The organism is Clostridia bacterium, assembly GCA_012840125.1.
Classification (GTDB): Bacteria; Bacillota; DULZ01; order DULZ01; family DULZ01; genus DULZ01.
The window spans coordinates 1-24907 of the sequence record DULZ01000028.1; the positions used below are offsets into that span (position 1 = coordinate 1).

24 protein-coding genes and 1 pseudogene are annotated in these 24907 nt (G+C 50.7%); 4 read left to right on the forward strand and 21 right to left on the reverse strand.

All coding sequences use genetic code 11. The annotated features are described in order from the left end of the window. The 3 genes from GXX34_03030 to GXX34_03040 all read left to right on the forward strand — a co-directional run. Nucleotides 1-715, forward strand: a 715-nt coding sequence (locus tag GXX34_03030) for an alpha/beta hydrolase (GenBank protein ID HHW06499.1), incomplete at its 5' end; no start/stop codon positions are given. 132 nt (nt 716-847) lie between these two features. Continuing rightward, on the forward strand, nt 848-1459 hold the full coding sequence (locus GXX34_03035) for an HAD-IA family hydrolase (GenBank protein ID HHW06500.1): 612 nt from the start codon (nt 848-850) through the stop codon (nt 1457-1459). A 31-nt stretch (nt 1460-1490) separates the two neighbouring features. Beyond that, the gene (locus GXX34_03040; GenBank protein ID HHW06501.1) at nt 1491-2645 is read left to right on the forward strand and encodes a glycosyltransferase family 4 protein; all 1155 of its coding nucleotides are present in this window, start codon (nt 1491-1493) and stop codon (nt 2643-2645) included. A gap of 729 nt (nt 2646-3374) precedes the next feature. Here the strand turns inward: GXX34_03040 and GXX34_03045 are convergent. Further along, a complete protein-coding gene (locus tag GXX34_03045; GenBank protein ID HHW06502.1) occupies nt 3375-3641 on the reverse strand; it encodes a LysM peptidoglycan-binding domain-containing protein in 267 nt (88 codons plus the stop codon). A gap of 212 nt (nt 3642-3853) precedes the next feature. On the opposite strand from GXX34_03045, the gene lexA reads away from it, so the two are divergent. Further along, the gene (gene lexA / locus GXX34_03050) at nt 3854-4468 is read left to right on the forward strand and encodes a transcriptional repressor LexA (protein ID HHW06503.1); all 615 of its coding nucleotides are present in this window, start codon (nt 3854-3856) and stop codon (nt 4466-4468) included. Here the strand turns inward: lexA and GXX34_03055 are convergent. The 20 genes and pseudogenes from GXX34_03055 to GXX34_03150 form a co-directional block, all read right to left on the reverse strand. Further along, on the reverse strand, nt 4465-5784 hold the full coding sequence (locus tag GXX34_03055) for a hypothetical protein (GenBank protein ID HHW06504.1): 1320 nt from the start codon (nt 5782-5784) through the stop codon (nt 4465-4467). The genes lexA and GXX34_03055 overlap by 4 nt on opposite strands. Then, nucleotides 5774-6811, reverse strand: a complete 1038-nt coding sequence (locus GXX34_03060; GenBank protein HHW06505.1) for an AAA family ATPase — start codon at nt 6809-6811, stop codon at nt 5774-5776. The genes GXX34_03055 and GXX34_03060 overlap by 11 nt, the downstream gene beginning before the upstream one ends. Nucleotides 6812-6919: 108 nt before the next feature. Continuing rightward, nucleotides 6920-7150, reverse strand: a complete 231-nt coding sequence (gene hfq, locus GXX34_03065) for an RNA chaperone Hfq (protein ID HHW06506.1) — start codon at nt 7148-7150, stop codon at nt 6920-6922. Nucleotides 7151-7183: 33 nt separating this feature from the next. Beyond that, nucleotides 7184-8164 carry a tRNA (adenosine(37)-N6)-dimethylallyltransferase MiaA gene (gene miaA, locus GXX34_03070; GenBank protein HHW06507.1) on the reverse strand — a complete coding sequence of 327 codons (981 nt, stop codon included), beginning with the start codon at nt 8162-8164 and terminating at the stop codon, nt 7184-7186. A gap of 19 nt (nt 8165-8183) precedes the next feature. Beyond that, on the reverse strand, nt 8184-9995 hold the full coding sequence (gene mutL, locus GXX34_03075) for a DNA mismatch repair endonuclease MutL (protein ID HHW06508.1): 1812 nt from the start codon (nt 9993-9995) through the stop codon (nt 8184-8186). After that, nucleotides 9973-12657 carry a DNA mismatch repair protein MutS gene (gene mutS / locus GXX34_03080; protein ID HHW06509.1) on the reverse strand — a complete coding sequence of 895 codons (2685 nt, stop codon included), beginning with the start codon at nt 12655-12657 and terminating at the stop codon, nt 9973-9975. Before mutS ends, mutL begins: the two co-directional genes overlap by 23 nt. A 53-nt stretch (nt 12658-12710) precedes the next feature. After that, nucleotides 12711-14033, reverse strand: coding sequence for a tRNA (N6-isopentenyl adenosine(37)-C2)-methylthiotransferase MiaB (miaB, locus tag GXX34_03085; GenBank protein HHW06510.1), 1323 nt, complete (start codon nt 14031-14033; stop codon nt 12711-12713). Between the two features lie 135 nt (nt 14034-14168). Next, the gene (locus GXX34_03090; GenBank protein HHW06511.1) at nt 14169-14600 is read right to left on the reverse strand and encodes an NUDIX hydrolase; all 432 of its coding nucleotides are present in this window, start codon (nt 14598-14600) and stop codon (nt 14169-14171) included. A gap of 100 nt (nt 14601-14700) precedes the next feature. Next, nucleotides 14701-16077 carry a VWA domain-containing protein gene (locus tag GXX34_03095; GenBank protein ID HHW06512.1) on the reverse strand — a complete coding sequence of 459 codons (1377 nt, stop codon included), beginning with the start codon at nt 16075-16077 and terminating at the stop codon, nt 14701-14703. Next, the gene (locus GXX34_03100; GenBank protein HHW06513.1) at nt 16074-16949 is read right to left on the reverse strand and encodes a MoxR family ATPase; all 876 of its coding nucleotides are present in this window, start codon (nt 16947-16949) and stop codon (nt 16074-16076) included. The genes GXX34_03095 and GXX34_03100 overlap by 4 nt, the downstream gene beginning before the upstream one ends. 19 nt (nt 16950-16968) lie before the next feature. Next, nucleotides 16969-17673: an HAD family hydrolase gene (locus tag GXX34_03105; protein HHW06514.1), complete on the reverse strand. Its 705-nt coding sequence runs from the start codon at nt 17671-17673 to the stop codon at nt 16969-16971. Between the two features lie 18 nt (nt 17674-17691). Next, on the reverse strand, nt 17692-19146 hold the full coding sequence (guaB, locus tag GXX34_03110) for an IMP dehydrogenase (GenBank protein ID HHW06515.1): 1455 nt from the start codon (nt 19144-19146) through the stop codon (nt 17692-17694). A gap of 80 nt (nt 19147-19226) precedes the next feature. Further along, on the reverse strand, nt 19227-19619 hold the full coding sequence (locus GXX34_03115; GenBank protein ID HHW06516.1) for an FxsA family protein: 393 nt from the start codon (nt 19617-19619) through the stop codon (nt 19227-19229). Between the two features lie 66 nt (nt 19620-19685). After that, nucleotides 19686-19907 (reverse strand): helix-turn-helix domain-containing protein, encoded by a 222-nt coding sequence (locus GXX34_03120; GenBank protein HHW06517.1) that lies wholly within the window; start codon nt 19905-19907, stop codon nt 19686-19688. Nucleotides 19908-19975: 68 nt separating this feature from the next. Further along, nucleotides 19976-21149, reverse strand: a pseudogene (locus GXX34_03125) (LL-diaminopimelate aminotransferase). Further along, nucleotides 21127-21957, reverse strand: a complete 831-nt coding sequence (locus GXX34_03130; protein ID HHW06518.1) for a PHP domain-containing protein — start codon at nt 21955-21957, stop codon at nt 21127-21129. The pseudogene GXX34_03125 and the gene GXX34_03130 overlap by 23 nt, the downstream one beginning before the upstream one ends. A gap of 73 nt (nt 21958-22030) precedes the next feature. Beyond that, complete coding sequence (locus GXX34_03135; protein ID HHW06519.1) at nt 22031-22948, reverse strand: membrane dipeptidase; 918 nt, start codon at nt 22946-22948, stop codon at nt 22031-22033. A 146-nt stretch (nt 22949-23094) separates the two neighbouring features. Next, nucleotides 23095-23355 carry a stage V sporulation protein SpoVS gene (gene spoVS, locus GXX34_03140; protein ID HHW06520.1) on the reverse strand — a complete coding sequence of 87 codons (261 nt, stop codon included), beginning with the start codon at nt 23353-23355 and terminating at the stop codon, nt 23095-23097. Between the two features lie 105 nt (nt 23356-23460). Further along, entirely contained in the window at nt 23461-24246 is a 786-nt protein-coding gene (locus GXX34_03145) for a TIGR00282 family metallophosphoesterase (GenBank protein HHW06521.1), read from the reverse strand. 25 nt (nt 24247-24271) lie between these two features. After that, the gene (locus GXX34_03150; protein HHW06522.1) at nt 24272-24730 is read right to left on the reverse strand and encodes a hypothetical protein; all 459 of its coding nucleotides are present in this window, start codon (nt 24728-24730) and stop codon (nt 24272-24274) included. Nucleotides 24731-24907: the final 177 nt, after the last annotated feature.

The window sequence follows — 24907 nt, forward strand, 5'->3', positions numbered from 1 at the left end:
GGAAGCGGCGCCGCCGCACCATGACAGGACCCTACTGTGCATTCATGGTGCCGGCGGCAACAGCCGCCACTGGGCCTACCAATTAAGCCTGGCCGGAGAATTGAACATCCGGATCATCGCCGTTGATCTGCCGGGGCATGGCCGGTCTGAGGGACGGGCTTTAACCACGATCAAAGAGTACAGTTTATTTATACAAGATTTGACCCGGTTGTTGGAAATTGAACGCGTATCCTTGCTGGGGCATTCCATGGGAAGTGCCGTGGCTTTAACTGTCGCCGCCGGCAATCCGGCCCTGGTGGAAAGCCTGGTCTTGATCGGTACCTGCAAGCAGTTTAGAGTGGCTCCCTGGCTGCTCGACAGTCTCAAGAAAGGGGAGAGGCCCGTTTCCTTTGTAGAAATGGCTTACCACCGGCAGGTAGATCCCCGGATCTTGACAAGTGCCAAGGAGGAGTTTGCCCGCATACCCGTCGAAGTCTTGCTCACAGACTTCCTGGCTTGCCAGGCTTTTGATTTTGAACACCGGGAACCTGGCCTGAATGTCAACTGCCTGCTGCTCTTCGGAGAACAGGACCGGTTAACGCCCGTGCAGTATGTACAGTCCCTGGCTGCTTTGCTGCCTAACCACCGGTTAACCGTTATTCCTAAAGCAGGCCACATGGTGATGATTGAGCAGCCTGATGCAACTAATCAAGCCATTTACAGCTTTTTGTCCTAAACTTGGAGCACTAAGTCCGGACATCTATGGAATGGATGGAAACTTGGGGAAATTTTGGTATATAATAAATGAGAGAGGACGAGATTAGTGAATCCTTATAGAGCAGTGCTGTTTGATTTCGACGGCACCATTATGGATACCACCGCGTTAATCATTGAATCTTTTAAATACACCGTTCGCAAACACCTCAATTACGAGATTACACCGCAAGAAATATATCCATCATTTGGCATACCTTTAATTACGGCCCTGGAAGACTTGGCTCCGGGCCGGGGAGAAGAACTCATCAAGACTTACCGGGAATTTAACCTGGCGAATCATGATCGCATGGTGAAGATGTTTGATCAGGTGCCGGAAACCCTAACTGCCTTAAAACAAAGGGGATATAAAATAGGGCTTGTGACTTCCAAGGCCAGGCATTCTTTGAATAAAGGGCTGGACCTTTATAACTTGCACCCGTATTTTGATGCCATTGTTGCCATGGAGGACACCAACAACCATAAACCCCATCCAGAGCCGGTCCTGCATTGTTTACGCTTGCTGGAAACAGCACCAGAGCAAGCTCTTTACGTAGGGGATAGCCCCCATGACATCAAATGCGCCCATGCCGCCGGTGTGAAGGCTGTAGCTGTCCGCTGGTCTTATCTCTCGTGGGACAGCATTTTGGCTGAAAACCCGGAGTTCGTGATTAATTCTCTGGATGAATTAATCACTATCGTAACAGGAACAGATAACTCCAACTGACTAGGATGAAGAATAGAAGGGAGGAGTTACCTTGAATATCGGTTTTTTCACCGACAGCTATCGACCTTATACCAGCGGTGTCGTGCGTTCCATTGAGACATTCACCAAAGAACTAAAGCAATTAGGCCATCAGGTTTATATTTTCGCTCCTCAATATAAAGACTGTGAAAGAGAACCGGGGGTTTTCCGCTATTTATCGGTTCCATCACCAACCAACCAGGATTTTACCCTGGCCATTCCCATTTCCCTGAGAACCCGCCCCCTGGTAAGGAAGCTTAAACTGGACATCATCCATGTCCATTCCCCGTTCATGATGGGGCGTTTAGGAGCTCATGTGGCTCGCTCGGAAAGAATTCCTTTAGTTTATACCTACCATACCTTATACGACAAATACGTTCATTACGTACCTTTTGCCCAGGAGCTGTCCAGCAAAGTAGTGCAGAGAATCGCTACCGATTTCAGCAACCGCTGCGACTTAGTCATCGTACCCACCCGGGTCATTGGTGACGTCATCCGCCAAAACGGGGTAAGAACACCCATTGAAAGTATTCCTACCGGCATTGAGGTCAAAGACTATAAAGACGGCGATCCCGCCTGGCTGAGACGTACTTTCCGCATCCCGCCCCATGACCGTGTACTGCTCTTCGTAGGCAGGATCGGGCAGGAAAAGAATATTGAATTCTTGATCAGGTCCTTTAGGTTAGTACAGCAGCAAGTACCGGATACAACTCTCGTCTTGGTAGGAGGAGGGCCCCAGGAGCAGGAACTCAAAGAACTGGTGGTTTCCCTCGGTCTGCGAGACAAAGTTGTCTTTACCGGCACTTTGGAGAAAAAGCTGGTAGTCAATTGCTACTTGGGTGCAGACCTGTTCGTCTTTGCTTCCGTTACGGAAACCCAAGGACTGGTCATTGGGGAAGCGAAGGCGGCGGGACTGCCGGTGGTGGCCATCGATGCCTTTGGCGTAAAAGAAATGGTGACCCATGAACGTTCCGGTTTCCTGTGCCAGCTCAACGAACAGGAATTTGTCAACCGCATTATCACTTTACTAGAAGACCATGACTTATACCGGCAAATGTCAGCCACCGCGTTGGAAGAAGCCCAGTTGATCACCGCCGAAGCCTGCGCCTGGCGACTGGTGCAGGCATACCAAAGCATCATCCGGGCAAATAAGGTAGTGGGATATTAAACTCGGGCAGGGTAGAGCCTGCCCGTTTGGCTTGCCGTGGATAACCTGCTGGAGCATACCACATGCCGTCTTGCCGGGTAACAAAGAATTTTTTGCGTTTGTCAACCGGCTGAGCACAACCGGAAAAGCCACGGACAGCAATACTTAAATGCTTTTAAAGGCCTTAAAATGAGCTTCAACACCCGTCAACTTGAAACCGGAACGGTGCAGTCGCCGGTTTCTCGGTTCTTTGATATAAGCTGTTTCGGTTCCGGACCTTCCCCGGTAGGGGGTGGGGTGAGGAGAAAAGCCCCCAGGTTCGTTTTTCCATGCTTTCTTTAAAAGTTTACATAATATATATTATCGGAAGTTATCTAAAACCCTGTTGCAGGCAGGAGGAGGCTGAACTGCTGCCAGCCCACCGTAAACCAAGGTACCGTACCCAGCCTGGTAAACACTTTGTATCTATACTATTAAAAAGGAACTAGACATGCCCATAGGGCTTACCCCTTATATGCACATCCTGCCGGGTAAAACACCCGCAGGCAGCAAGACGCAGTTGGGGTTGCAACCTGGAGACATCATCAAAACACAGCTATTGACCCTGACCGTGGTGTTCCGGTTAAAACCTGGTGGTGTCTTGTGGTCCAACGGTCATGGGCCCTGCCGCTCCTGCGGGCAAAAATAAAAACACATCCCCTGCTAAGTTTACATAACACAAGAGAGCAGGGGATGTGTTTTTTGCATTGTTTATTGTTCCAGGGGAATTAATAACACTTGTCCCGGGTAAATATACTCGCTGGGCGCCAATCCATTCGCTTCTTGAATGCGGTTAATGGTAACCCGCACATCTTCTTTCGGGCGCCTGTATTCCATGGCTATTTTCCAGAGAGTATCTCCTTCCCTAACCACTATCTCTTGCCATGGCGCCTGGGAGGCCGCCCTAACCTTATCGTTCGCTGTTACGGTAGGCCCTATCCACCATAACGCCAGCAGCACCAGTACTACTAACCACACTGGCCAGGTATGCCTATTTCTTTTCCTGATCAGCCTTTTTCCGGCCATGTTACCTTCCCCTTTCGAACATACGTTTCACGAACATACGTTCTAAGGGTATTATAACAAAGCATATGTTCTAGATCAAGTACAAAAAACGAACAAATGTTTGAAACAGCCGGGGAATATGATATAATATAGAACAAACGTTACATGGACGGAGGTTATCCATTATGTACGAAGACCTGTCCCAGCGCCAGGTAGAGATTCTTCACTACATCCAAAAAGTTACCCGGGAAAAGGGCTATCCTCCTTCCGTCAGGGAAATCGGCCAAGCTGTAGGCCTTAGCTCCAGCTCTACAGTGCACGGCCACCTGGCCCAATTGGAAGCTAAAGGCTACATTCGTCGGGACCCTGCCAAACCAAGGGCCATTGAAATACTGGATACCGATGGTTTCCCGGAGACCCAGCCCCTGGTTCAGGTACCGCTGTTGGGAAGGATCACCGCCGGCAATCCCATCCTGGCCACCCAGCATATCGAGCAAATCGTCCCCCTCCCCTTCGACCTGGTGCGTACCCAAGATGTTTTCATGTTGTCCGTCGTGGGAGACAGCATGATTGAAGCCGGCATCTACGATGGCGACTATGTCATTGTCAAGCAGCAGCCTACGGCGGAAAATGGGGATATTGTGGCTGCCATGCTTGATGATGAGGCTACCGTAAAGCGCTTCTACAAAGAAAAGGACTGTATTCGCCTGCAGCCGGAGAATCCAAAATACTCCCCTATCCTCACCCGGGAAGTAACTATTCTGGGAAAGGTTATCGGCCTGTACCGCCGCTTGGGCTAGAGAGCCAGCAAGCCTTGCTTCACCATATGATCGATGGCGGTCAGGAGCCCGGCTTTGATATAGGGATAAGCCAGTCCACCCTGCAGGAACACTGTATAGGGTTCCCTAAGGGGGCCGTCAGCACTCAACTCAATAGATGAACCCTGGATAAAGGTTCCTCCCGCCATAATCACCACATCTTCATAGCCAGGCATAGGGGCCGCCTCGGGCGTGATGTGGGAATCCACGGGGGAACCCTTTTGCAAGCCCTGGCAAAAAGCCACGAGCCGTTCTTTGGACCCAAGAGTAATGGCTTGTATGATGTCCGTCCTTTCCTCATCCCAATGGGGTTCCACGGAAAACCCCAGTTCGGAAAACAACTTGGCGGCTAAAACAGCTCCCTGGAGGGCTTCTGAGACAATGAGCGGTGCCAAGAATAATCCTTGAAAATATAGTCTCTTGCCTCCCAGGGAACAGCCCAACTCCCCCCCTAAACCCGGAGCCGTCAGCCTGTGGGTTATTCTTTCCACCAGTTCAGCTTTGCCGGCGATATAACCACCTGCCGGTGCAATACCACCGCCGGGATTCTTGATAAGAGAACCGGCAATAACATCGGCCCCTACTTCAGGGGGTTCCAGTTCCTCCACGAATTCCCCGTAACAGTTGTCTACAAAACAGATCACATCGGGTTTTAACCCTTTCACATGATTAATCAAATCCTTGATCTCCTTGATGGATAGGGATGGCCTTAGGCTGTAGCCGCGGGAGCGCTGAATAGCCACCAACCGGGTGCGCCCGGTGATCGCCCTTTCAATCCCATCGAAATCCGGTTTGCCCCCAACTAAAGGCACCACCAGGTGCTTGATGCCCCAGTCTCTTAACGAGCCATCCCCTTGGTGACGGCCGTCCACGATCTTAACCAAAGTATCATAAGGTTGCCCCGTAATAGATACGACCTCATCCCCGGGCCGGAGCAGCCCGTATAAACACAGGGCGATGGCATGGGTACCGGACACAATTTGGGGCCGTACCAGGGCTGCCTCGGCACCGAATACCCGGGCAAACAGGCTGTCCAGGACATCCCTGCCCACATCCCCATATCCATATCCGGTACTTTCTTGGAAATGATAGTCGCTGACTTCCAATGCTTGAAAGGCCCTCAGCACCTTAAAATGGTTCTTTTGGGCTCCCCGGCGCACTCGATCCAGCATGGGGCTGATGCTTTTTTCTAAGTCATTTGCCCAGGACCATATCTTATCGCCGCAAAATCCGCTGCTGTAGTCCTTACCGCGTTCCGTCAAAACACGATCTCCCCTTTGCTTAAAACTATTCTGCAGCTTTTCTCGCTATGGTGGATACATGTTTTTTCTCCGGTATTTCTACCTCCGAATGATTCTCCCCCGCTAAATCACTTTTGCGGATCATCATTAGTTCTTCCCTGGTCAACCTGGGTTGGTTGACTAATCGCACCGCCTGGCGCCGGATGGCTTTCTCGATCATGTTTCGTACCAGGCGCCCATTGCCTGCTTTTGCCTGTCCTTGCAGTATGGCCCGGCGTAAGCTTCTCTCCAATTCATCCCAGGCCTCTTCTTCCAGCAAGTATTGCCGTTGGTCCAGCATCAACCTGGCTATGGCCAGCAATTCCATAATGGTGTAATCAGGAAACTCTATCTGGAGTGGAAAACGAGACTTTAACCCCGGATTGGAAGACATGAATACCTCCATTTCATGGGTATACCCCGCCAGGATGACAATCAAGTCTTCCCGCCAATCCTCCATGTATTTCACCAGCATATCCGTGGCCTCTTTCCCGAAATCCCTGTCGCCCCCGCGGGCCAGGGAATAAGCCTCATCAACAAATAGAATACCTCCGGCGGCTCTTTTCAACTGTTCCTTGGTCTTTTGCGCCGTATGGCCGATATACTCCCCCACCAGGTCGGCCCGGTCTACCTCGACCAAATGTCCCTTGCTTAGTACTCCTAATTCCTTGAATAGCTTGCCGGCTAACCTGGCCACGGTGGTTTTTCCGGTGCCGGGTCCACCTTTAAACACCATGTGCAATGTCATCGGGTCCGAGAATAATCCTTCTTGTTGTCGCTGCTTTTGAATCTGCACATAGGCGGCAATCTCCCTTAATGTCTCTTTGACCTCCCGCAAGCCCACCAGCTGGTCCAATTCTTGGAATACTTCTTCCACCCGGCTCCAGCCCGTCCTGCGCGCTGCTTCTGGGTCTGACCTCCTTGTGTCGCTCCCAGGCGCAGCCGCCCTCCTGCTCCTGGGCCGCCCCACCGGTTCTGGAACCGGATGGGAGGCATGCCTCCGGTTTACCCGGTCCCGGGAATTAAAGTTTAGCTTGATCTGCATGGCCTCACCTCGCCAAGCCAAGGCTAACATTAATATACTATGCGAGGGAACAAGGAATGCTCAACGGGGAAGCTGTCCAAAAATTAGACCTCCTTTCAGTAAGGAGGCCTAACTCAAATTCGTTAAACTAACCGGTTTTTGCGGCGCCAGGGTGGAAATAGCATGTTTATAAATCATCTGCTGTTTACCGTCCACTTCGAGGATCACCGTAAAATTATCGAAGCCCTTCACCAAACCTTTTAGCTGAAAACCGTTTACCAAAAAGACGGTAACCGGGATGTTTTCTTTCCGGACATGGTTCAGAAAGACATCCTGGATATTTGCTTGGGCTTTACTCATCGTACTCCCTCCAAACCTGGAAAAATGGTTAAATCAGTTACTAATGCCTAATTCTACATTGTTGGCAATACTCCTGCTTATCACCTGAGCGATTTCAGCTGCCAGGGCACTTTTATCCGGAAAATGCTGTACATTAAACCATATGATTCTGGGATCCCTTTTAAACCAGGTTAACTGCCTTTTCGCAAATCGCCGGGTATCTCTTTTGATCAAATTGACCGCTGTCTCTAAATCATACTCTCCCCGCAAATAGCCAATCATTTGCCGGTAACCCAAGCTTTGCAGGGCCGGTAAGTCCGGACTATAACCCTGGTCCAGGAGAGCCTTTACTTCCTCCAAGAAACCTTCCTCCATCATTTTGTCTACCCGCTGATTAATTCTTTCATAGAGATAAGTGCGCTCCGCAGTCAATCCTATGTAACAAAGATGGTACCGGCTCTCTGCCCGGCCCGGAGCTCGCTGCCCGGCTTCAGAAATAGGTACACCGGTGAGAGAGTATACTTCCAAGGCACGAATGACCCGCTTTAGATCATTGGGATGGATTTTTGCAGCCGCTGCAGGGTCCACCTGAGCTAGCTGCCGGTGCAAGTAATCTTTACCACGCCGCTTACTTTCTTCCATAAGCTTTTGGCGCAATTCCGCATCAAACGCCAGGGGACTGAACTTGTACGGATCAATAACCCCTTCAATATATAACCCGGTGCCGCCTACCAGTATGGGAATCTTACCCCTGGCAGCAATGCCGGGAATCAGTGCGTCTACCCGGTCCCTGAAATCCGCCACACTGAACCTGGCATCGGGAGGCAAAAAGCTCAACAGGTGGTGGGGGATAAACTCGCCGTTTGCAGCGAACATCTCTTCATGAGTTATTTTCGCGGTACCTATGTCCATACCCCGGTAAACCTGCGCGGAATCAGCGGAAATGATCTCCCCGCCGATCAGGGCAGCCACTTCCACTGCCACAGCTGATTTTCCCACCGCCGTCGGGCCGGCAATAATAGCTAAATTATACATGTCAACTCACCTATCCGGTTTAACTCCGGCCAAACCGCCTTAAGAGTTCTTTCATTGAAAGGCAAATGATGACCGGCCTGCCATGGGGGCACGTAAAAGGCCGGTTTAGTCGAGCCAGCTTATCCAGCAAGGCCTGCTGCTCGACCTGGGATAAGCGTTGCTTTGCTTTCACCGCCTTTTTACAGGCAAGCATTTTGATTACCGGCTCCCTGGCATCTTGTGTCTTATGGCCAGGCTGCTTCTCTGTATGGATGATTTCCCATATCAATTCGGCAATTTCCTCGCCGGTAAAACCCAACGGAACTGCTCTGATTAAAAAGGTATTCTTGCCAAAATGTTCTATGATTATTCCCATATCCCTCAGGAGCACCATGCGATTAATCAACAGCTCCTTGTCCACGGGGTTTAACTCCAGTGTGACCGGTACAGCTAATCCCTGGGCCTCGCAGGCAGAGGTACCCATCTTATCCCATAAAGCCTCATACTCAATGCGTTCATGGGCGGCGTGCTGGTCAACAATGTACAGGCCTTCAGCTCCTTGGGCCAGAATAAAAGAATCATGCAATTGACCGATAGCCACCAGTTCCGGAAAAGGTTCCTGCTCGACACGACCGGCCGGTGCCGGCGCTGCAACCGGGTCTACCGTGCCTTGCGGCACTTCGCTATGTTCCCTGGCACCTAATGGCCCCCGTAGAGAACCCGCCGGTGTCTCAGCCGTATGTTCTATCTGATAATCTTTAAGCTGCGTTTGTAAATAGGTATCAACTGCCTCCTTCACACGCTCAATACGCTTCGTCACTTCCTGGACAGGAGCACCTGAGCCGGTGACTAAGGGAATATGGTTCGTTTCCTGAAGGGCCCGGTGTACAGCCCCGGTCAGTGCTTGAGAGATCCTATCGGGATCGGCGAATTTAATCTCCAGCTTGGCCGGGTGGACGTTAACGTCCACCTCTTCCGGATCGACCCGCAAGGAGATGACCGCCACCGGATAGCGTCCATTTGGCAGTAACCCGCGATAAACTCGCTCCACAGCCCCCTGCAGCAAGGGACTTCGCACCGCCCTGCCATTGACAATGAAAAACTGCTGGTCCCTGTTACTGCGGGAAAAGAAGCCCTTTCCGGCATAACCTGTAATTTCGATAACCTCGTTTTTCCAATTCACCGGCACCAGGTTTTCCACAAACTCTAAGCCAAATAAATCAACCAGTGCATTCTGGAGCACCCCGGAACCGCCGGTGGCTAACACCTGCTGGCCGTTATGCCATAATTGAAAACCCACTGCCGGGTGAGCGACGGCCAGTTTCTGGACCGCCGCGATAGCATGAAATGCTTCCGTCGCCGGTCTTTTTAGATATTTCTTCCGGGCAGGAGTATTAAAGAACAGGTCTTCCACGATGACCTCTGTCCCCGCCGGGCATCCTGCCGGGGTAATGCCGGCTAGTTTGCCTCCTTCCAAGCGAATGACGGTGCCTTCCAAATCCTCTCTCTGCCTGGACATGAGGGTAACCCGGCTCACGGCGGCAATACTCGGCAATGCCTCCCCTCTAAAACCCAGGGTCCGGATGCGCAGCAAATCACCGGCATGCTTGATTTTGCTGGTGCCATGACGGGAAAAGGCTAACTGGCAATCTTCCCTGCTCATGCCGCTGCCGTCGTCCCTCACCTGAATCTTCTTGATCCCGCCTTCTTCGATGCTGATCCTGATCCTGGTGCTGCCGGCGTCAATGGCATTTTCCACCAGCTCTTTTACTACCGATGCCGGCCGCTCGATCACTTCTCCAGCTGCGATTTTGTTCGCCGTATCCTCATCAAGAATCCGGATCCTGGTCATGGTTTCCTCCTGACAGCTTCCCCAACAGTTCTCCTGCTTCCCTGGCAAAGCTTGATAATAGGTGCCAGGCTTCAATCGGGCTGGTCCCGTCTAGATCCAGCTTGCAGAGCCGTCCCAAAAAGTGTTGCATTTCCGGTAGGCCGGGCAAGTGAGAAGAACCTGCTGCACCGGCTTTTTGAGCTGCCGCAGCAGCGACTTCCCGGACCGTTTGTCTAACATCCTGTTTTCTTTCTTCCAGGGCCGCCAATAGGTTATTGGCCCTGTCGAGCACTTCCTTGGGCACGCCGGCCAGTTCCGCCACATGAATCCCGTAACTGCGGTCAGCGGCCCCCGGGATCACCTTGCGGAGGAAAGTAATCTTATTTCCTTCCTCCTTAACCGCCATGCTAAAATTACGGGCGGCGGGAAACTCTTCCTGTAAGAGAGTCAATTCATGATAATGGGTAGCAAACAGCGTGCGGGCCTTCACACGGGTCAACAGGTACTCGCTGACGGCCCAGGCAATGCTGATCCCGTCAAAAGTGCTGGTTCCACGTCCCACTTCGTCTAGAATCACCAAGCTCCGCTCGGTGGCATGGTTAAGAATATTGGCTACTTCATTCATTTCCACCATAAAAGTGCTCCGGCCGGTGCTCAAGTCATCGGAAGCTCCAACCCTGGCAAAAATGCGATCGGCAATACCCACTACCGCTTTACGGGCCGGCACAAAGCTGCCAATTTGGGCCATGACCGTAATCAGCGCCGCCATTCTGATATAGGTAGATTTGCCGGCCATATTGGGTCCCGTAATAATATTCAGTATCGAAGCAGGGGGTTCCAAGTGACAATCATTAGCCACAAACCTACCGGCACTCAGTTTTTCCACCACCGGGTGCCGGGCTTCGATGAGCTCCAATTTGGAACTGTCAACCAGTTCCGGTTTGCAATAATTGTTTGCAATCGCCACTAAGGCCAAACTCAATAAGACATCCAATTCCGCCACTATGTTGGCGGATGTCTGCAGGCGACCGGCGTTTTTTTCGACCTGAGCCCTTAATTCATTAAAGATCTCATATTCCAACTTGTTGAGTTTTTCCTCAGCCCCCAGGATCAAGTTTTCCATTTCTTTTAACTCGGCGGTGATAAAACGTTCCGCATTGGCCAGGGTTTGCTTGCGGTGATAATCCTGGGGAACCATATGTAAATTGGGTTTCGTGACCTCCAAGTAATAACCGAAAACCTTGTTGAACCCCACTTTCAACGAACGAATACCCGTTCGTTCACGCTCCTTGGCCTCTAATTCAGCAATCCACTGCTTGCCATGTCGTGCCGCTTCCCGTAACCGGTCTACTTCCTGGTTAAAACCGTCTTTGATAATGTTGCCTTCCCTGACACCGGCCGGTGGGTCATCAGCAATACCGTTGTCCAGCAGGGTAAAAAGGTCTTCCAAAAGGTCGAGATCGTTGATTAAGAGCCTCAAATAAGCACTGTGTACCCAGTCGATCAAACCTGCAATCTGGGGCAAACGGGCAATGGATTGCTTCAAAGCCAGGAGATCCCGTGCATTGGCGGACCCATAAGCCACCCGGCCTACCAACCTTTCTAAATCATAAATGCCCTTAATAGCTTTGCGCAAACTTTCCCGCAGCAAAGCATTTTCCACCAATTCTTCCACTGCATCCAATCTTTGTTGAATAAGGTTCTTGTCCAGCAGGGGTGTCTCCAGCCAGTGTTTCAGCTTGCGCGCTCCCATGGCTGTCACTGTCTCATCCAGGACACCCAGCAAGGAGGCTCGGACGGATTTGGTCTGCATGTTTTCGGTCAATTCCAGGTTCCGGCGGGTGGCAGCATCAATCAACATGTAATTCTTCGGCTTGTAAACTTTTAGTTCGGTTAAGTGGCCCAGTTTTTGCTTTTGGGTTTCTTGCAGGAAATCTAAAACGTAATATGCCGCTTGGCAAGCCAAAGGCCATTTATAAAGCTGCGCCGCCAGGTCTTCCCCAACCCGCAGTTCTGTCTCTAAAACTTCCAACACCTGCCCAAGGCTCTTTTGGAGCATTGGCCGCCAATTGATGTAGCACTTCACTTGTTTCAGGATCTCAGGCACGCAGCCATCGTCTTTCAGGGTATCGGGCACAATCAATTCCGCCGGTTTGAGGCGAATTAGCTCATCCAGGACGGATACTTCCCGGTGTCCACACTGGGTCACGCAAAACTCACCGGTGGAAATATCTATGTAAGCCAAGCCCCAACTACCATGCTCACTGACCAAAGCACCCAAATAATTGTTGGCTTTATCCAGCAGCACTTTTTCATCCATGACGGTACCGGGGGTGATGACCCGGATCACTTCCCGGCGCACTATTCCTTTCGCCACAGCCGGATCTTCCACTTGTTCGCAGATGGCCACTTTATAGCCATGGGCCAGCAGTTTAGCTACGTAACCCTCATAGGCATGATAAGGAATGCCGCACATGGGGACTTTCTCTATACCGCCGTCGCGGGCGGTAAGGGCAATCTCCAGAATGGCCGATGCCGTGAGGGCATCTTCAAAGAACATCTCATAGAAGTCGCCCAGCCGGAAAAACAGGATGGCGTCTTGATACTGGGATTTTATGTGAAGATATTGCTGAATCATGGGTGTATAGCCCACCGGTCTCCCTCCCTGTCCACTATCTCCCATTATAGCACAATCCGGCTTAAGGCTAAAAGAAACCCGTTACGGGTCGTAACGGGTCAAACTACCTCACCTATTAAGAAAAAGGTGGGAGCTTCGCAAATTTTCACTTGTACCAGTTGGCCGATTAACTCTTCGCCGCCTGGAAAAACGACTATTTTATTGCCCCTGGTTCTACCGGTTAAGCGCTCCGCATTTGTTTTGCTGACACCTTCCACCAGGACTTCCTGCACGGTATGGAGTAACGCCTGGTTTTGTTCCAGGCTGATCCGGTTCTGCAGTTCCAATAAGCGCTGGAACCGTTCTTTCTTAACTTCTTCATCCACTTGTTCCCACTTGGCGGCGGGGGTACCAGTTCTGGGCGAATACAAGAAAGTAAAAGCGTTGTCAAATCTGGCCCGGGCCACCAGGTCTAAAGTATCCTCAAAATCCTCATCCGTTTCCCCCGGAAATCCGACAATAATGTCGGTGGTGATGGTGGCTCCCGGTATGGCTTCCCGGATTTTCCTGACCAAATCCAAGTAGTATTCCCTGGTGTAACCGCGGTTCATCTTCTTGAGCACCTGGTTGCTGCCCGCCTGCACCGGCAGGTGGAAATGCTCACAGACTTTCTTTGAATTCTTAATCGTTTCAATCAGCTTATCTGTGAAATCCCTGGGATGAGAAGTGGTATAGCGAATCCTGGCCAGGCCCTCCACGTCTTCCAGGGACTGCAGCAGGTCGGCAAAATCAAAATCCATATCCAAGTCTTTTCCGTAAGAGTTCACATTCTGCCCGAGCAACATGACCTCTTTGAATCCCTGTTGAGCCATGGCCCGAACTTCCTCTTGAATAGCTTGCGGGTCCCGGCTCCGTTCCCTGCCCCGCACATAAGGCACAATACAGTAGGAGCAGAAATTGTTGCAGCCGTACATGATGGTCACGTAGCCCTTCAGGTTATTCCATCTTCGCATGGGCAGGGTCTCCACGATGTCCTGTTCTTTATCCCAAACCTCAGTGACGGTCCCCTGGCCGGCCTGGGCCATGGACAATAATTCCGGCAGCCGGTGGACGTTGTGGGTGCCGAACACCAAATCCACATGGGGTACCTTCCGGCGCAGCTTCTCAGCCATGCCGGGCTGCTGTGCCATGCAACCGCAGACGCCGATCACCAGGTCCGGATTGCTTTCTTTGAGATGCTTGAGCTCGCCTAGCAACCCAATAACTTTGTTTTCCGCTCTTTCCCTGACACAACAAGTATTGATCAACACTACATCAGCTTTTTCCGCTTCATCGGTCCATTGATAACCCAGTTGCTCCAAAATGCCGCTCAGTACTTCCGTGTCATGTTCATTCATCTGGCAGCCGTAGGTGATAATATGATAGTTGCGAATCTGCTCCATTCCCACTCTCTCCTCACGATGCAGTTTGCCGCTTTTAATTATAGCTTGGCCAATGTCTACTTCCTTATCCTCAAAAAAACTGGAGTGCTAAACGCTTCGCCGGTTTGCACTCCAATTCAGTCATCTTCAAGTATTTTAAGCTAATTTTTCTACCGATGTCAACTTTTTCAGGCGCTGGTAAGATACCCTGACCAGCGATTTGTCTTGACTATAAGTTATTTTATCAATGGCTTCTGCCACAGGGTAGAAACCTCCATCGGTAAAGCCCAACTCTTCATTAATCCGGTGGTGCTCGCTTTTGGCCTCCATAATGAACCAGGTGATTTTATTGCACACAGGTTGCTTGCGGGAATAGGAATAGAATTCGTATTGGGTTTCTCCTGCGGGACCTATGATCTCAGCCTCTACGCCGGCTTCTTCCCGTACACGGTTAATCGCTACTTCATTAGCACGTTGACCGGCCCGGATGACCCCCTTCGGTAGCACCCATTCTTTCTTGTCGTTCTGAAGGATCAGTACTTTGTCTTCGAAAAACACTACTCCTCCTGCACAATTTCTGCAAAGCATTGGACAGCACCCCCTGATTATTCGTTAGGCTTTAGTATAGCTATTCTATAGAGGTGCTGGTTTTCCTTCAACAACATGCCCGGAAATAAGGCGGTTTTCCCTAGAAAACATAAGCGGTGACCCGGCGCAATTCCTGAAAATTACTGCACTGGTAAATCCCCTGGCAATAAGGCCGGTATAATGCCAATACGCTGTCTTTCTCATACCACTGTTCCGACGGGCGGGGATTAAGCCAGTAGATACCGTTGACCTTACTAGCAATCTCTTCCAAGGCGCCTACTTGCGGGTCACGCCAGTTGTTCTTACCGTCTCCCAGGATAATCAGCTTGGCTTTTGCCGGGACACTGGGCAAATACATGGCCGCAAAATCACTGAAAACACGCCCGTAATCAGTAAAGCCGGTGGCGGAACAAGGGGCATAGATGCCCAGGAATCTTAACTTTTCCAAAGCCTCTTGCTTCTGCAGCAAGTGGGTTACTTCAGCTATCCGGTCCACAAAAATGAAACTCCGGATTTTCTTGTGTTTTGTTTGAAATGCCCAAACTAAAAGCAGCACGAAAAAAGTATACCTGGACATGGAGTTGGAAATATCGCACAGGACAACCAATTCCGGCCGGTCCGGTTTGCGGCTTTTTCGTTTCAGCCGCATAGGCACGCCGCCTTGGGTGGCTGCCAACCGCAGCGTCCTTTTCAGGTCAATTTTCCCGCGCTGGCTGGGATGCAGTCGATAACCTTTACGGGAGGCTAGTTTCTTACCTAGTTTTTTTACCTGCTGCGCCACTAGATCCAGGGTGGCTTCATTCAAGTGATTGAAATCCCTTCGCCGGTAGTTCAGCTCCTGCAATATCCCTTCAATATCCTGTTCCCCTTTTTGTGCAGCGGTTTTCCGGTACAGGTGATATTCCACCGCTAAGGCCAACTGCTCCAAACGCTCCAGCATAAAGTGTTTTTCCGCCTCGTTGAGTCCAAGCCGGTTCTCTAAATCGTGTTTCAGCATGTGCCAGTCCAACTGGCGCTGGATGTTTTCCCAGTGCACGGTAACCTGGTGCAGCCGGAATTCTTCGTCAGGGATGCTCTCCACAATGCGCTGCGCCATCCCGCCGATGTCCTGTTCCTCTAATAAAGAGAGCAAAAAATCCCCCCTGGAGCCTCCGATACCGCTTCGTCCAAGGCCCCTGCCGTCACAGCTGCCGGCCTTTATTTTCATGGCCATCTCCTCTTTAGCGATGCCGGACCAACCCCGGGTGTTTGGTTGGGTAGGAGGCGGCCCAAAGCAAAGGGCGTAGACTTTTTCAAAAACGATCATTTCTTGGGGGCTTTTGGCAAAGATGGAACGCAGCACAGTATGGAAAGTTTGCGGTTCCACCCCAACCAAGGTCAAAGCTTCCAAAGCCGTTATCAATTGTTCCAGACTGGCGGTAATACCGGCTTTCCGGAGAGAGTAAACGAAATGCAGCAGTTTTTCCACCATGTTCATTTAGCACCCGACAACAAAAGATAATCCAATTTGCCGGCAATTTTCTGGAAATCTTCGCGATACTTAACCAGCAACATCATCGTATTGTGCACTAATTCTTTCCCTAAGGAGACCACGTTCAGGCTGACCAGGGCATGGGCCCAGTCGACGGTTTCGGCGATACTGGGCGGCTTCCTGAGATTCTGCTTCCGGAGCAAATGCACAAAATGGACTACCTCCCGGCCCAGCCGCTCGTCTATATCCGGTACCTTACGGCGGATAATAGTCAGTTCCGTTTCCGGGGAAGGATAATCCAAGTATAAATGAAAACATCTCCGCCGCAGCGCTTCGGAAAACTCCCTGGCACTGTTACTGGTAATGATGATGGCAGGAATACTGGTGGCTTTAATCGTCCCATACTCGGGAATTGTTACCTGGTATTCGGATAAGGTCTCCAATAGGAAGCTTTCAAATTCCTCTTCGCTCTTATCCAATTCATCGATCAATAAGACCGTTTCTTTATCGGCGGTCAAAGCCTTCAACAGGGGCCGCTCCAGCAGGAATTCCCTGGTATAGAGTACGCTTTTTGCGTCGGACCATTTTAATTCATCCCGTAGATTAGCTTGGATCCACAACAACTGTTTCTGGTAATCCCATTCATACAAAGCCTTCGACTCGTCTAATCCCTCATAACACTGCAGCCTAATTAATTCTCGCTGGGAAACCTGAGCCAGCGTTTTCGCCAGTTCCGTTTTGCCAACGCCGGCAGGTCCTTCAACTAACAACGGCCTTTTCATCTGCCAAGCCAAATAGATAACCGTAGCCGCATCGCGATTCAAATAATAGCCGGCTTGTTCTAAACGAGAAATAAGGTCGTCAATGGATTTAAACATACTCTCAACCCTACCCCTATTACTCAAGATGGACCAGAAACGCCAAGCAATCTGCCAGTGTCCCCCGGTAATCCGTGATAAAATCCCTACCGGTCCGGTTAATCAGGTAATCTTCCACCAGGAAGGATTTCATGCCTAGCTCGCGGGCTATCAAATCCTCATCCACATCGTTGCCGACCATGAGGCAGTCCGCCGGATCGACACCGATAAGCTCGACAATTTCCCGGTAATACTCTATATGGGGTTTACAAAAGTGCATGATTTCATAGGATGTGATCAAGTCGAAAGCGACATCGGCGATGCCAATCCAGCGCAATCTTTCCCGAATGGCTTGCAAGGGAAAAACAGGATTCGTGGCAATAACAACTTTACCCTGACGCTTAGCAGCTTCAACGATTTTCGGCACCAATGGATTGGCAGGACAGATTTCCCGCAGCCGGCAGAACTCAGTGACATAAAAGCGGTCGAAAACCGGCTTCATTACTTCCGGCAGCAGCCCCGTCAGGGCGAAAAACTTTTCCATGAATACCTGCTCGTTGGTCTTGCCGGGATCTTTATCCCCAATCATGCAAAAAGTAGCTTCCAATAAATGCCGTACAAAAGTATCCGGTTCCATGTAGGGCGCGGTAAACATTGACAGCAGTTTCAGGTATTCCTGCAGAAACTCGTCGGTATCCACCGGAAGTAATGTACCGTCCAAATCAAAGAGTATTGCTTTAAACAAACTCCTCCCCCATCTCACTCACAGTTGATAGTTTGGTGCTTCTTTGGTGATTTGCACATCGTGTGGGTGGCTTTCCTTCAATCCGGCGCTGGAAATGCGGATAAACTTGCCTTTCTGCTGCAGTTCTTCAATGGTGGCGGTACCGCAGTATCCCATACCTGCTCTCAGGCCCCCGACGAGCTGGTAAATGGTTTCGCTTAAAGGACCCCGGTATGGTACCCGGCCCTCGATTCCTTCCGGAACCAATTTGACGGCGTCATCTTGGAAATAGCGGTCTTTGCTGCCGGCCTTCATGGCCCCCAGGGAACCCATGCCGCGATAAACTTTATACGTTCTGCCCTGATAAATCTCCGTCTCGCCGGGACTCTCCTCACAACCGGCCAGCAAACTCCCAATCATCACCGTGCTGGCTCCCGCCGCGATGGCTTTAGTAATGTCCCCGGAATATTTAATACCGCCGTCGCCGATAATGGGAACCCCTTTCTTGTGAGCCACCAGGTAAGCCTCCCAAATGGCCGTAATCTGGGGCACGCCAATGCCAGCAACGACCCTGGTTGTACAAATGGAACCGGGTCCCACCCCTACTTTCACCGCATCAGCACCGGCTTTAATTAAAGCCAGGGTCCCCTCCGCCGTGGCCACATTCCCGGCGATGACATCCAATTTAGGAAAAGCATCTTTGATCTCTCTCACCTTCTGCAAGACACCGGCAGAATGGCCGTGGGCCGTGTCCACCACAATGGCGTCAACCCCCGCTTTCACCAGGGCTTCGGTCCGCTCCAGGGTATCATCGGTCACCCCTACAGCAGCAGCCACCCTCAACCGGCCTTTTGCGTCCTTCGCTGCATTAGGATACTGCCTGGCTTTTTCGATATCCTTAATGGTGATGAGCCCTTTCAAGTTAAAGTCCTTATCCACGATGGGCAGCTTCTCAATTTTGTGCCGCTGCAGGATTTGTTTTGCTTCCTCTAAGGTCGTACCTTCCGGAGCGGTAATCAAGTTATCCTTGGTCATCACTTCATGAATGGGGCGGTGGTAATCCGTTTCAAAGCGCAAGTCCCGGTTGGTGATGATCCCGACCAATTTTCCGTTTACCGTAATAGGAACACCGGAGATCCGGTACCGGGCCATGATCTCCAGGGCATCCCCGATGGAGTGATCGGGGCTTAGGGAAAAAGGATCTGTAATGATGCCGTGCTCGGACCTTTTCACCCGGTCAACTTCCAAAGCTTGTCTTTCAATGGACATGTTCTTATGGATGACGCCGATGCCGCCTTCCCTGGCGATGGCAATGGCCAGGCGTGACTCAGTCACTGTATCCATGCCGGCGCTGACAATGGGAATATTGAGTTTAATGTTAGGTGTCAAATACGCAGAGGTGTCCACATCTTTTGGCAACACCGAAGAAGCTGCCGGTATCAGCAACACATCATCAAAAGTCAGCCCTTCTTTCACAAACTTTTCGGTGTCCATGGGCCTGAAACTACTCCTTCCTACTATTATAGATCTGAGTTTGCGAAATATTATAGCATAGGGACAGCCGTCAAACCAGCTTAAAATTTATAGATTCTCACTCGCCCTGAACGCAAATAGTTCTCCAAAACTTGGACGACGATGCCGGCAAGATATTGCCTGGTCACAGGCAGAAGACAGAGCAGCCCCATCATGTCGGTAAGAAAACCCGGCGCCAACAACAGAATACCGCCCAAAAAAACAAGCAATCCTTCTATCAATTTGTATCCGGGCATGATCCCCTGAGACAGCAAGCCCCGTATTTCCCATAGGACCCTGAGACCCTGGTACTTCGCTAACCAAGCTCCGGCGATACCCGTTAATACGACCAGCAAAATCGTGTAACCTGCGCCTAGATGCTGCCCGATTTTGATCAGTAACCCCAATTCCACCAGGGGCACCCCAATTAAGAGCAATAAAACGTAACCTGGCACTATCTCGCCCCCCGAATACATGAGGCAGGTAATTCCTTCCTGCCTCATCCTCGTTAAACTACTCTCCTAATCTTGTCCGGCAATGGAATGAATGCCAAACCGTTCGAAATGCTCCCGCAGGTGTTTAATGGTGCCCGGCGATGCGGCCAATACCTCTGCGATTTCCTCATCACTTCGATTCAAGCGAAGCTGCTCCATTAGAGCGTCAAAACTTATGCCTGCTTCTTCAGCTTTGCTTTTAAGACTTACATCCATGCTCCAAGGCACTCTTGACATAAACCTGTCCAAACATTCCAACCCCCTATCTTGGACATCTATGCTTATTCTTTCCTAAGATAGGGTCCGGTATGTTGGCCTTAGCCAAAGGCCTTACCTATTCTCTCCACAGCCTCGCGCAGTAATAGCTCATCAACAACTAATGCCATCCGCACGTATCCTTCACCGTTTTCCCCGAAAGCAGTACCAGGCACCACCACCACGCCGGCCCGGTCTAATAGGTCCAAAGCAAATTGCCTGGCTGACCGGTAACCCCAGGGCAAAGGAGCCCACACAAACATGGAAGCCTTCGGCTTAGGTATCTGCCAACCGCAAGAGCTTAATCCGTCTACTAACACATCGCGCCTTTTTTGGTAAATGCGCGCATTTTGTTTGACCCATGCTTGGGAGCCGGTCAGGGCAGCAATGCCGGCCATTTGCACTGGTTTAAAAACACCGAAGTCAATGTTGGATTTAACGGTAGCTAATCCTTGGATGACCTCCCGGTTTCCCACTACAAAGCCCAGCCTGCAGCCGGCCATACAGAAAGTCTTGGAAAAAGAGTGGAATTCAATGCAAACGTCTTTCGCCCCTGGTACTTCTAAAATACTGGGAGGCTGGTAGCCATCATAAGCCAGTTCCGAATACGCCAAGTCATGACAGATGATAATATGATACCGGCGGGCAAAGGCAACGGCTTCCGCAAAAAACTCCAGGCCGGCCACCGCCGCAATGGGGTTATTAGGATAATTCAAAAACATGATTTTAGCCGCCCTGGCCACGGCGGGGGGGAATAGAGTTGAAATCAGGCAGGAACTCGTTTTCCGCCTTCAACGGCATTGGATACTTCACTCCACCGGCTAACACTACGCTGGCGGTATACACCGGGTAACCAGGGTCGGGCACCAGGGCAATATCGCCAGGGTTCAGATAGGCTAGCCCCAAGTGAGCCAAACCGTCCTGGGAACCCAAAACCGGCAGGATTTCCTGCTCTGGGTCCAGGGAAACCTTAAACCTGCTGTGGTACCACTTGGCCACCGCTTCTTTGAATTCCAGCATGCCTGCTGTCAAGGGATACCCATAATTGCCCGATTGATTGATTTCCCTCGCTAATGCTTCCTTGATATGCTCTGCCGGCGGCAGATCCGGGCTGCCAATACTCAGGTTAATCGGCACCATACCTTCCCGTTCCTTTTTTTTCCTCAAGTCGTCCAGTTCCGAAAAAATGCTTGAACCTAATTGATTGAGCCGCTCAGCTGTACTGAACATCGTCATCCTCCCGCTTTCTCCTCAATTGTTCCACTATATTCCGGCTGGCGCCGCATTTCCCCAGCGATACGTCTTTAATCTTGCCATGAAAATCAGAACCGCCCGTGGCCACTAACCCGTGCAAACGACACAGCTCCATCAGGTACTGCCTGTAAGCAGGAGCATGTTCCGGGTAATCCACCTCCATACCCTCAATACCACAATCGATAATTCGCTTCACCAGGGAATTATCCTTCAGCAATCCCGGATGAGCCAGCACAGGAACCCCTTTAGCCTTTTTTATCAGTTGGACGGCCGCTCTGAAATCTATTTTCTCTCTTGCCACGTAGGCCGGAGCTCCTTTGGTTAAGAACCGGGCGAAAGCCTCCTGCACATCCGTCACATACCCGGCATTGACCATGGCCACCGCCAAGTGAGGTCGGCCAATGACACCGGCACCGGCAATTTGCTGCACTTCGGCAAAATCCAGGGGAAAACCCAACTCAGCCAGCCGAAGGAGCATTTTCTTAATCCTGTTCGCCCGCTGTTCAGTCATCTCCTTCAATGCCTGTGCCAGGCAAGCCGCACGCCAATCGATGAAATAGCCAAGCAGGTGTACCTCGTGCCCGGCAAAATCAGTACTGAGTTCAATACCTGGAATCACCTCGACATTATATACTCGCCCAAAGAACAGACCTTCCTCCAACCCGTCCACGGTATCGTGGTCAGTAATGGCCAGACCCTGCAGGCCCAGTTCTTTCGCCAGACCCACCAGCTCTCCGGGTTCCATGGAACCGTCGGAAGCCCTGGAATGAGTATGTAAATCGAATTCCATCAACAAACTCCTTTTGACTTATATCTTAAACTAATTGTAATCTCTTACAGCATGGAACACAAGTCAATTCAATCTACTCCGCCGGCAGCACCTGTCCCAGCACCCGCAGCCAGTTGTCACCGGTTATTTTGTGAATATCTTCGTCGGAAAACCCCCTGCCCGCCAACCGGTCCAGCAGGCGCGGCCAGGCCATTGCCGTCTCCAGGCCGGGCAGCACTTGATCCATACCGTCAAAATCAGAGCCGAAGCCCACATGGTCCACCCCCATGACCGTAACGGCATGCTCCACATGATCCAGCAATTTGTCTACGGAAGGATGAAGACCGTCCACAAACTCCGGTACAAAGGTGATCCCTACCAGGCCGCCTTTGACCGCCAGAGCCTTTAACTGCTCATCGGTTAAGTTGCGCCGGTGAGGACAGAGCTTCCGGCAGTTGGCATGGGTCACCACTACCGGGGCTTCACTGATTTCAAGGGCTTCCCAAAACCCTTTCTCTGCCAAGTGCGCTAAGTCCACCAGCATACCGAGCCGGTTCATTTCCCGGATCACTTGTTTGCCCAGCTCCGTTAAACCCCGGTGCCTTTCCCCCACGCCAACCCCATCGCCCAAACAGTTCCTGTCGTTCCAGGTCAGCCCTAAACTCCTTACGCCAAGGCGATGCAGGATACTCAAGGTATAGAGTTCCCCTTCCAGGGCTTCTCCCCCTTCAATGGACAAGAGGACACCTAAACACTCTTCCCGGTCCAACTCTGTCAATTCCCGCCGGGACTTGATGAGTCTCACCTTGGCCGCGTTTCTTTCCACTTCCCGGTGCAAAAGCTCGATACCTTGCAGTGCCCTCCGCAAAGCCCCTGCCTGCCGGTAAGGCTGCTCGATAAAGACAGCCAGGAACTGCAGCTTCACGCCTGCCTCCCTCAAGCGCACGAAATCCGCTTGACCTGCTTGACTTCGCTCCCCAAGAGAACGCCTGCCGTGCAGTACGTCCAACATGGAATCACAGTGGGCATCTACAATGGGATATCGATAAACTGTCAACCGCCAGCACCTCCTTTTGCTATTATCATAGTCTTTTTGATGACAAAAAAAACTGCTCTGGAACAGAGCAGGTAAGTATCCCGGCTAACCGTATGTTGTTTCTATCTGGGCTCAACAATGAACTTAATGGCCGTTCTTTCCTCGCCGTCAATCACGATGTCGGTGAAGGCGGGAATACAAATCAGGTCCACTCCACTGGGTGCAACAAATCCCCTGGCTATAGCTACTGCTTTGACCGCTTGGTTGATCGCTCCTGCGCCAATTGCTTGGATTTCCGCACAACCTCTCTCTCGCAGTACACCTGCCAGAGCACCGGCTACGGAATTTGGGCTTGATTTCGCTGATACTTTCAAAACTTCCATCATCTTGACCTCCCGTAATTATTTCGTTTGTTTGGAGATTACCCATATTCAGTATATTCTGCACCTTAGCGGAAAAACCTTTTAATCTAAAAACTTTTTTCCTTTTTAAAGCTCAATTGGGAAGTTAATACTTTCAATGGAACGGGCCAGACCATTGACTGAATTAATATCGATCACCACCGCATTAAATTGAGTTGGACCCTTGGCTAGATGAAACTTCACCGGCATCTGCGTTACAAACCTTTCGATGATCACCTCCGGTGCAATGCCTAATACTGAGTTCATCGGACCCGTCATGCCTACATCAGTAATATAAGCTGTACCATTAGGTAAAAGCCGTGTATCGGCGGTTTGGACGTGGGTGTGGGTGCCGCAAACGGCACTGACTTGCCCGTCTAACCAGAAACCCATGGCGTATTTTTCCGAGGTGGTTTCGGCGTGAAAATCCACAATAGTATTGACCGTGACATGGCTCGTGTGCTGCACGATCTCCCTGACCGTCCTGAAGGGACAATCCAGGTTCTCCATGTAAACTCTTCCCAAAAGGTTGATCACGGTCAACTTTTCTCCATTGGCTACATCAAAAATACCATAACCTTTGCCCGGCGTTCCCGGCGGGTAATTGGCCGGCCTAATAATCCTTGGCTCCGTTTCAATGTAATCCAGCAGCTCTTTCTTATCCCAAACATGATTGCCCATGGTGATGACATTCACACCGTAGGCAAACAGCTCTTCTGCCACGGGACGAGTTAACCCATTGCCGCCGGCGGCATTTTCTCCGTTAGCAATGACAAAATCAACGGCGTAATCATGAACAATCTTACTTAAGTATTGCTCCAATACTTGCCGACCCGGTTTTCCTACCACGTCCCCAACCATCAATACCCGCAAGTATGCCCCTCCTTGCCGCAATCAACTACTTCTTGAAAACGTGTACTTTTCCCTCTTCGCGAAAAGCGATCAGCTTCTTTCTCGGCACCGACCCTTTGAATTTTTCCAGCATGTAGTTAATAAACTCATCCTGCAGCAATAAATCATCCTCACTGATAGGATCTCCAATATCCAAATCTCTCATTAAACAATCACCGAATTCCTCATGCAAGAATGATATAATCAAAGCGATTTCGCCTTTCGAAACAGCATTGACATCGTATTCGACCTTTAACAGGCTGGTTTTTTCCAGGGTTGTCCAGTGCACGGAGACGGTGGGCGGTTCTTTGCCTTCTAGGAAACTATATGCTGCCAGGCAATCGTTTAATCTATGGCTGCCCTGGCGAAATCTTTCCTCCGCGATGGGTTCCGCAAAGCTGAAAGATAAAGAAATCAGATTGTCATCCGGATTATAACTGATGGCACAGATTTCGGGATATCGCATTAAAATAGAAATTAAAAGGCCTGCACTTTCCGAAACCCCTTCTCCATTATTGTAGATGAAATCCAACTGTAACACCTGCCTCTGACAAATCCTACTTGTGCTCTTTATTCTGCTTTCTAAAAGTATTCTCCTTCTGGCAACCATCGTTGTGCAAAATTATTTTATACCAATAGAAGA

What these genes read in the sequence shown, in the direction of transcription:
- GXX34_03035 (HHW06500.1), top strand. Translation starts at nt 848, where the DNA reads ATGGATACCACCGCGTTAATCATTGAATCTTTTAAATACACCGTTCGC.
- lexA (HHW06503.1), top strand. Translation starts at nt 3,854, where the DNA reads ATGTACGAAGACCTGTCCCAGCGCCAGGTAGAGATTCTTCACTACATC.
- GXX34_03060 (HHW06505.1), bottom strand. Translation starts at nt 6,811, where the DNA reads ATGCAGATCAAGCTAAACTTTAATTCCCGGGACCGGGTAAACCGGAGG.
- hfq (HHW06506.1), bottom strand. Translation starts at nt 7,150, where the DNA reads ATGAGTAAAGCCCAAGCAAATATCCAGGATGTCTTTCTGAACCATGTC.
- miaA (HHW06507.1), bottom strand. Translation starts at nt 8,164, where the DNA reads ATGTATAATTTAGCTATTATTGCCGGCCCGACGGCGGTGGGAAAATCA.
- mutL (HHW06508.1), bottom strand. Translation starts at nt 9,995, where the DNA reads ATGACCAGGATCCGGATTCTTGATGAGGATACGGCGAACAAAATCGCA.
- mutS (HHW06509.1), bottom strand. Translation starts at nt 12,657, where the DNA reads ATGGGAGATAGTGGACAGGGAGGGAGACCGGTGGGCTATACACCCATG.
- miaB (HHW06510.1), bottom strand. Translation starts at nt 14,033, where the DNA reads ATGGAGCAGATTCGCAACTATCATATTATCACCTACGGCTGCCAGATG.
- GXX34_03090 (HHW06511.1), bottom strand. Translation starts at nt 14,600, where the DNA reads ATGCTTTGCAGAAATTGTGCAGGAGGAGTAGTGTTTTTCGAAGACAAA.
- GXX34_03095 (HHW06512.1), bottom strand. Translation starts at nt 16,077, where the DNA reads ATGAACATGGTGGAAAAACTGCTGCATTTCGTTTACTCTCTCCGGAAA.
- GXX34_03100 (HHW06513.1), bottom strand. Translation starts at nt 16,949, where the DNA reads ATGTTTAAATCCATTGACGACCTTATTTCTCGTTTAGAACAAGCCGGC.
- guaB (HHW06515.1), bottom strand. Translation starts at nt 19,146, where the DNA reads ATGGACACCGAAAAGTTTGTGAAAGAAGGGCTGACTTTTGATGATGTG.
- GXX34_03130 (HHW06518.1), bottom strand. Translation starts at nt 21,957, where the DNA reads ATGGAATTCGATTTACATACTCATTCCAGGGCTTCCGACGGTTCCATG.
- GXX34_03135 (HHW06519.1), bottom strand. Translation starts at nt 22,948, where the DNA reads ATGTTGGACGTACTGCACGGCAGGCGTTCTCTTGGGGAGCGAAGTCAA.
- spoVS (HHW06520.1), bottom strand. Translation starts at nt 23,355, where the DNA reads ATGGAAGTTTTGAAAGTATCAGCGAAATCAAGCCCAAATTCCGTAGCC.
- GXX34_03150 (HHW06522.1), bottom strand. Translation starts at nt 24,730, where the DNA reads ATGCGATATCCCGAAATCTGTGCCATCAGTTATAATCCGGATGACAAT.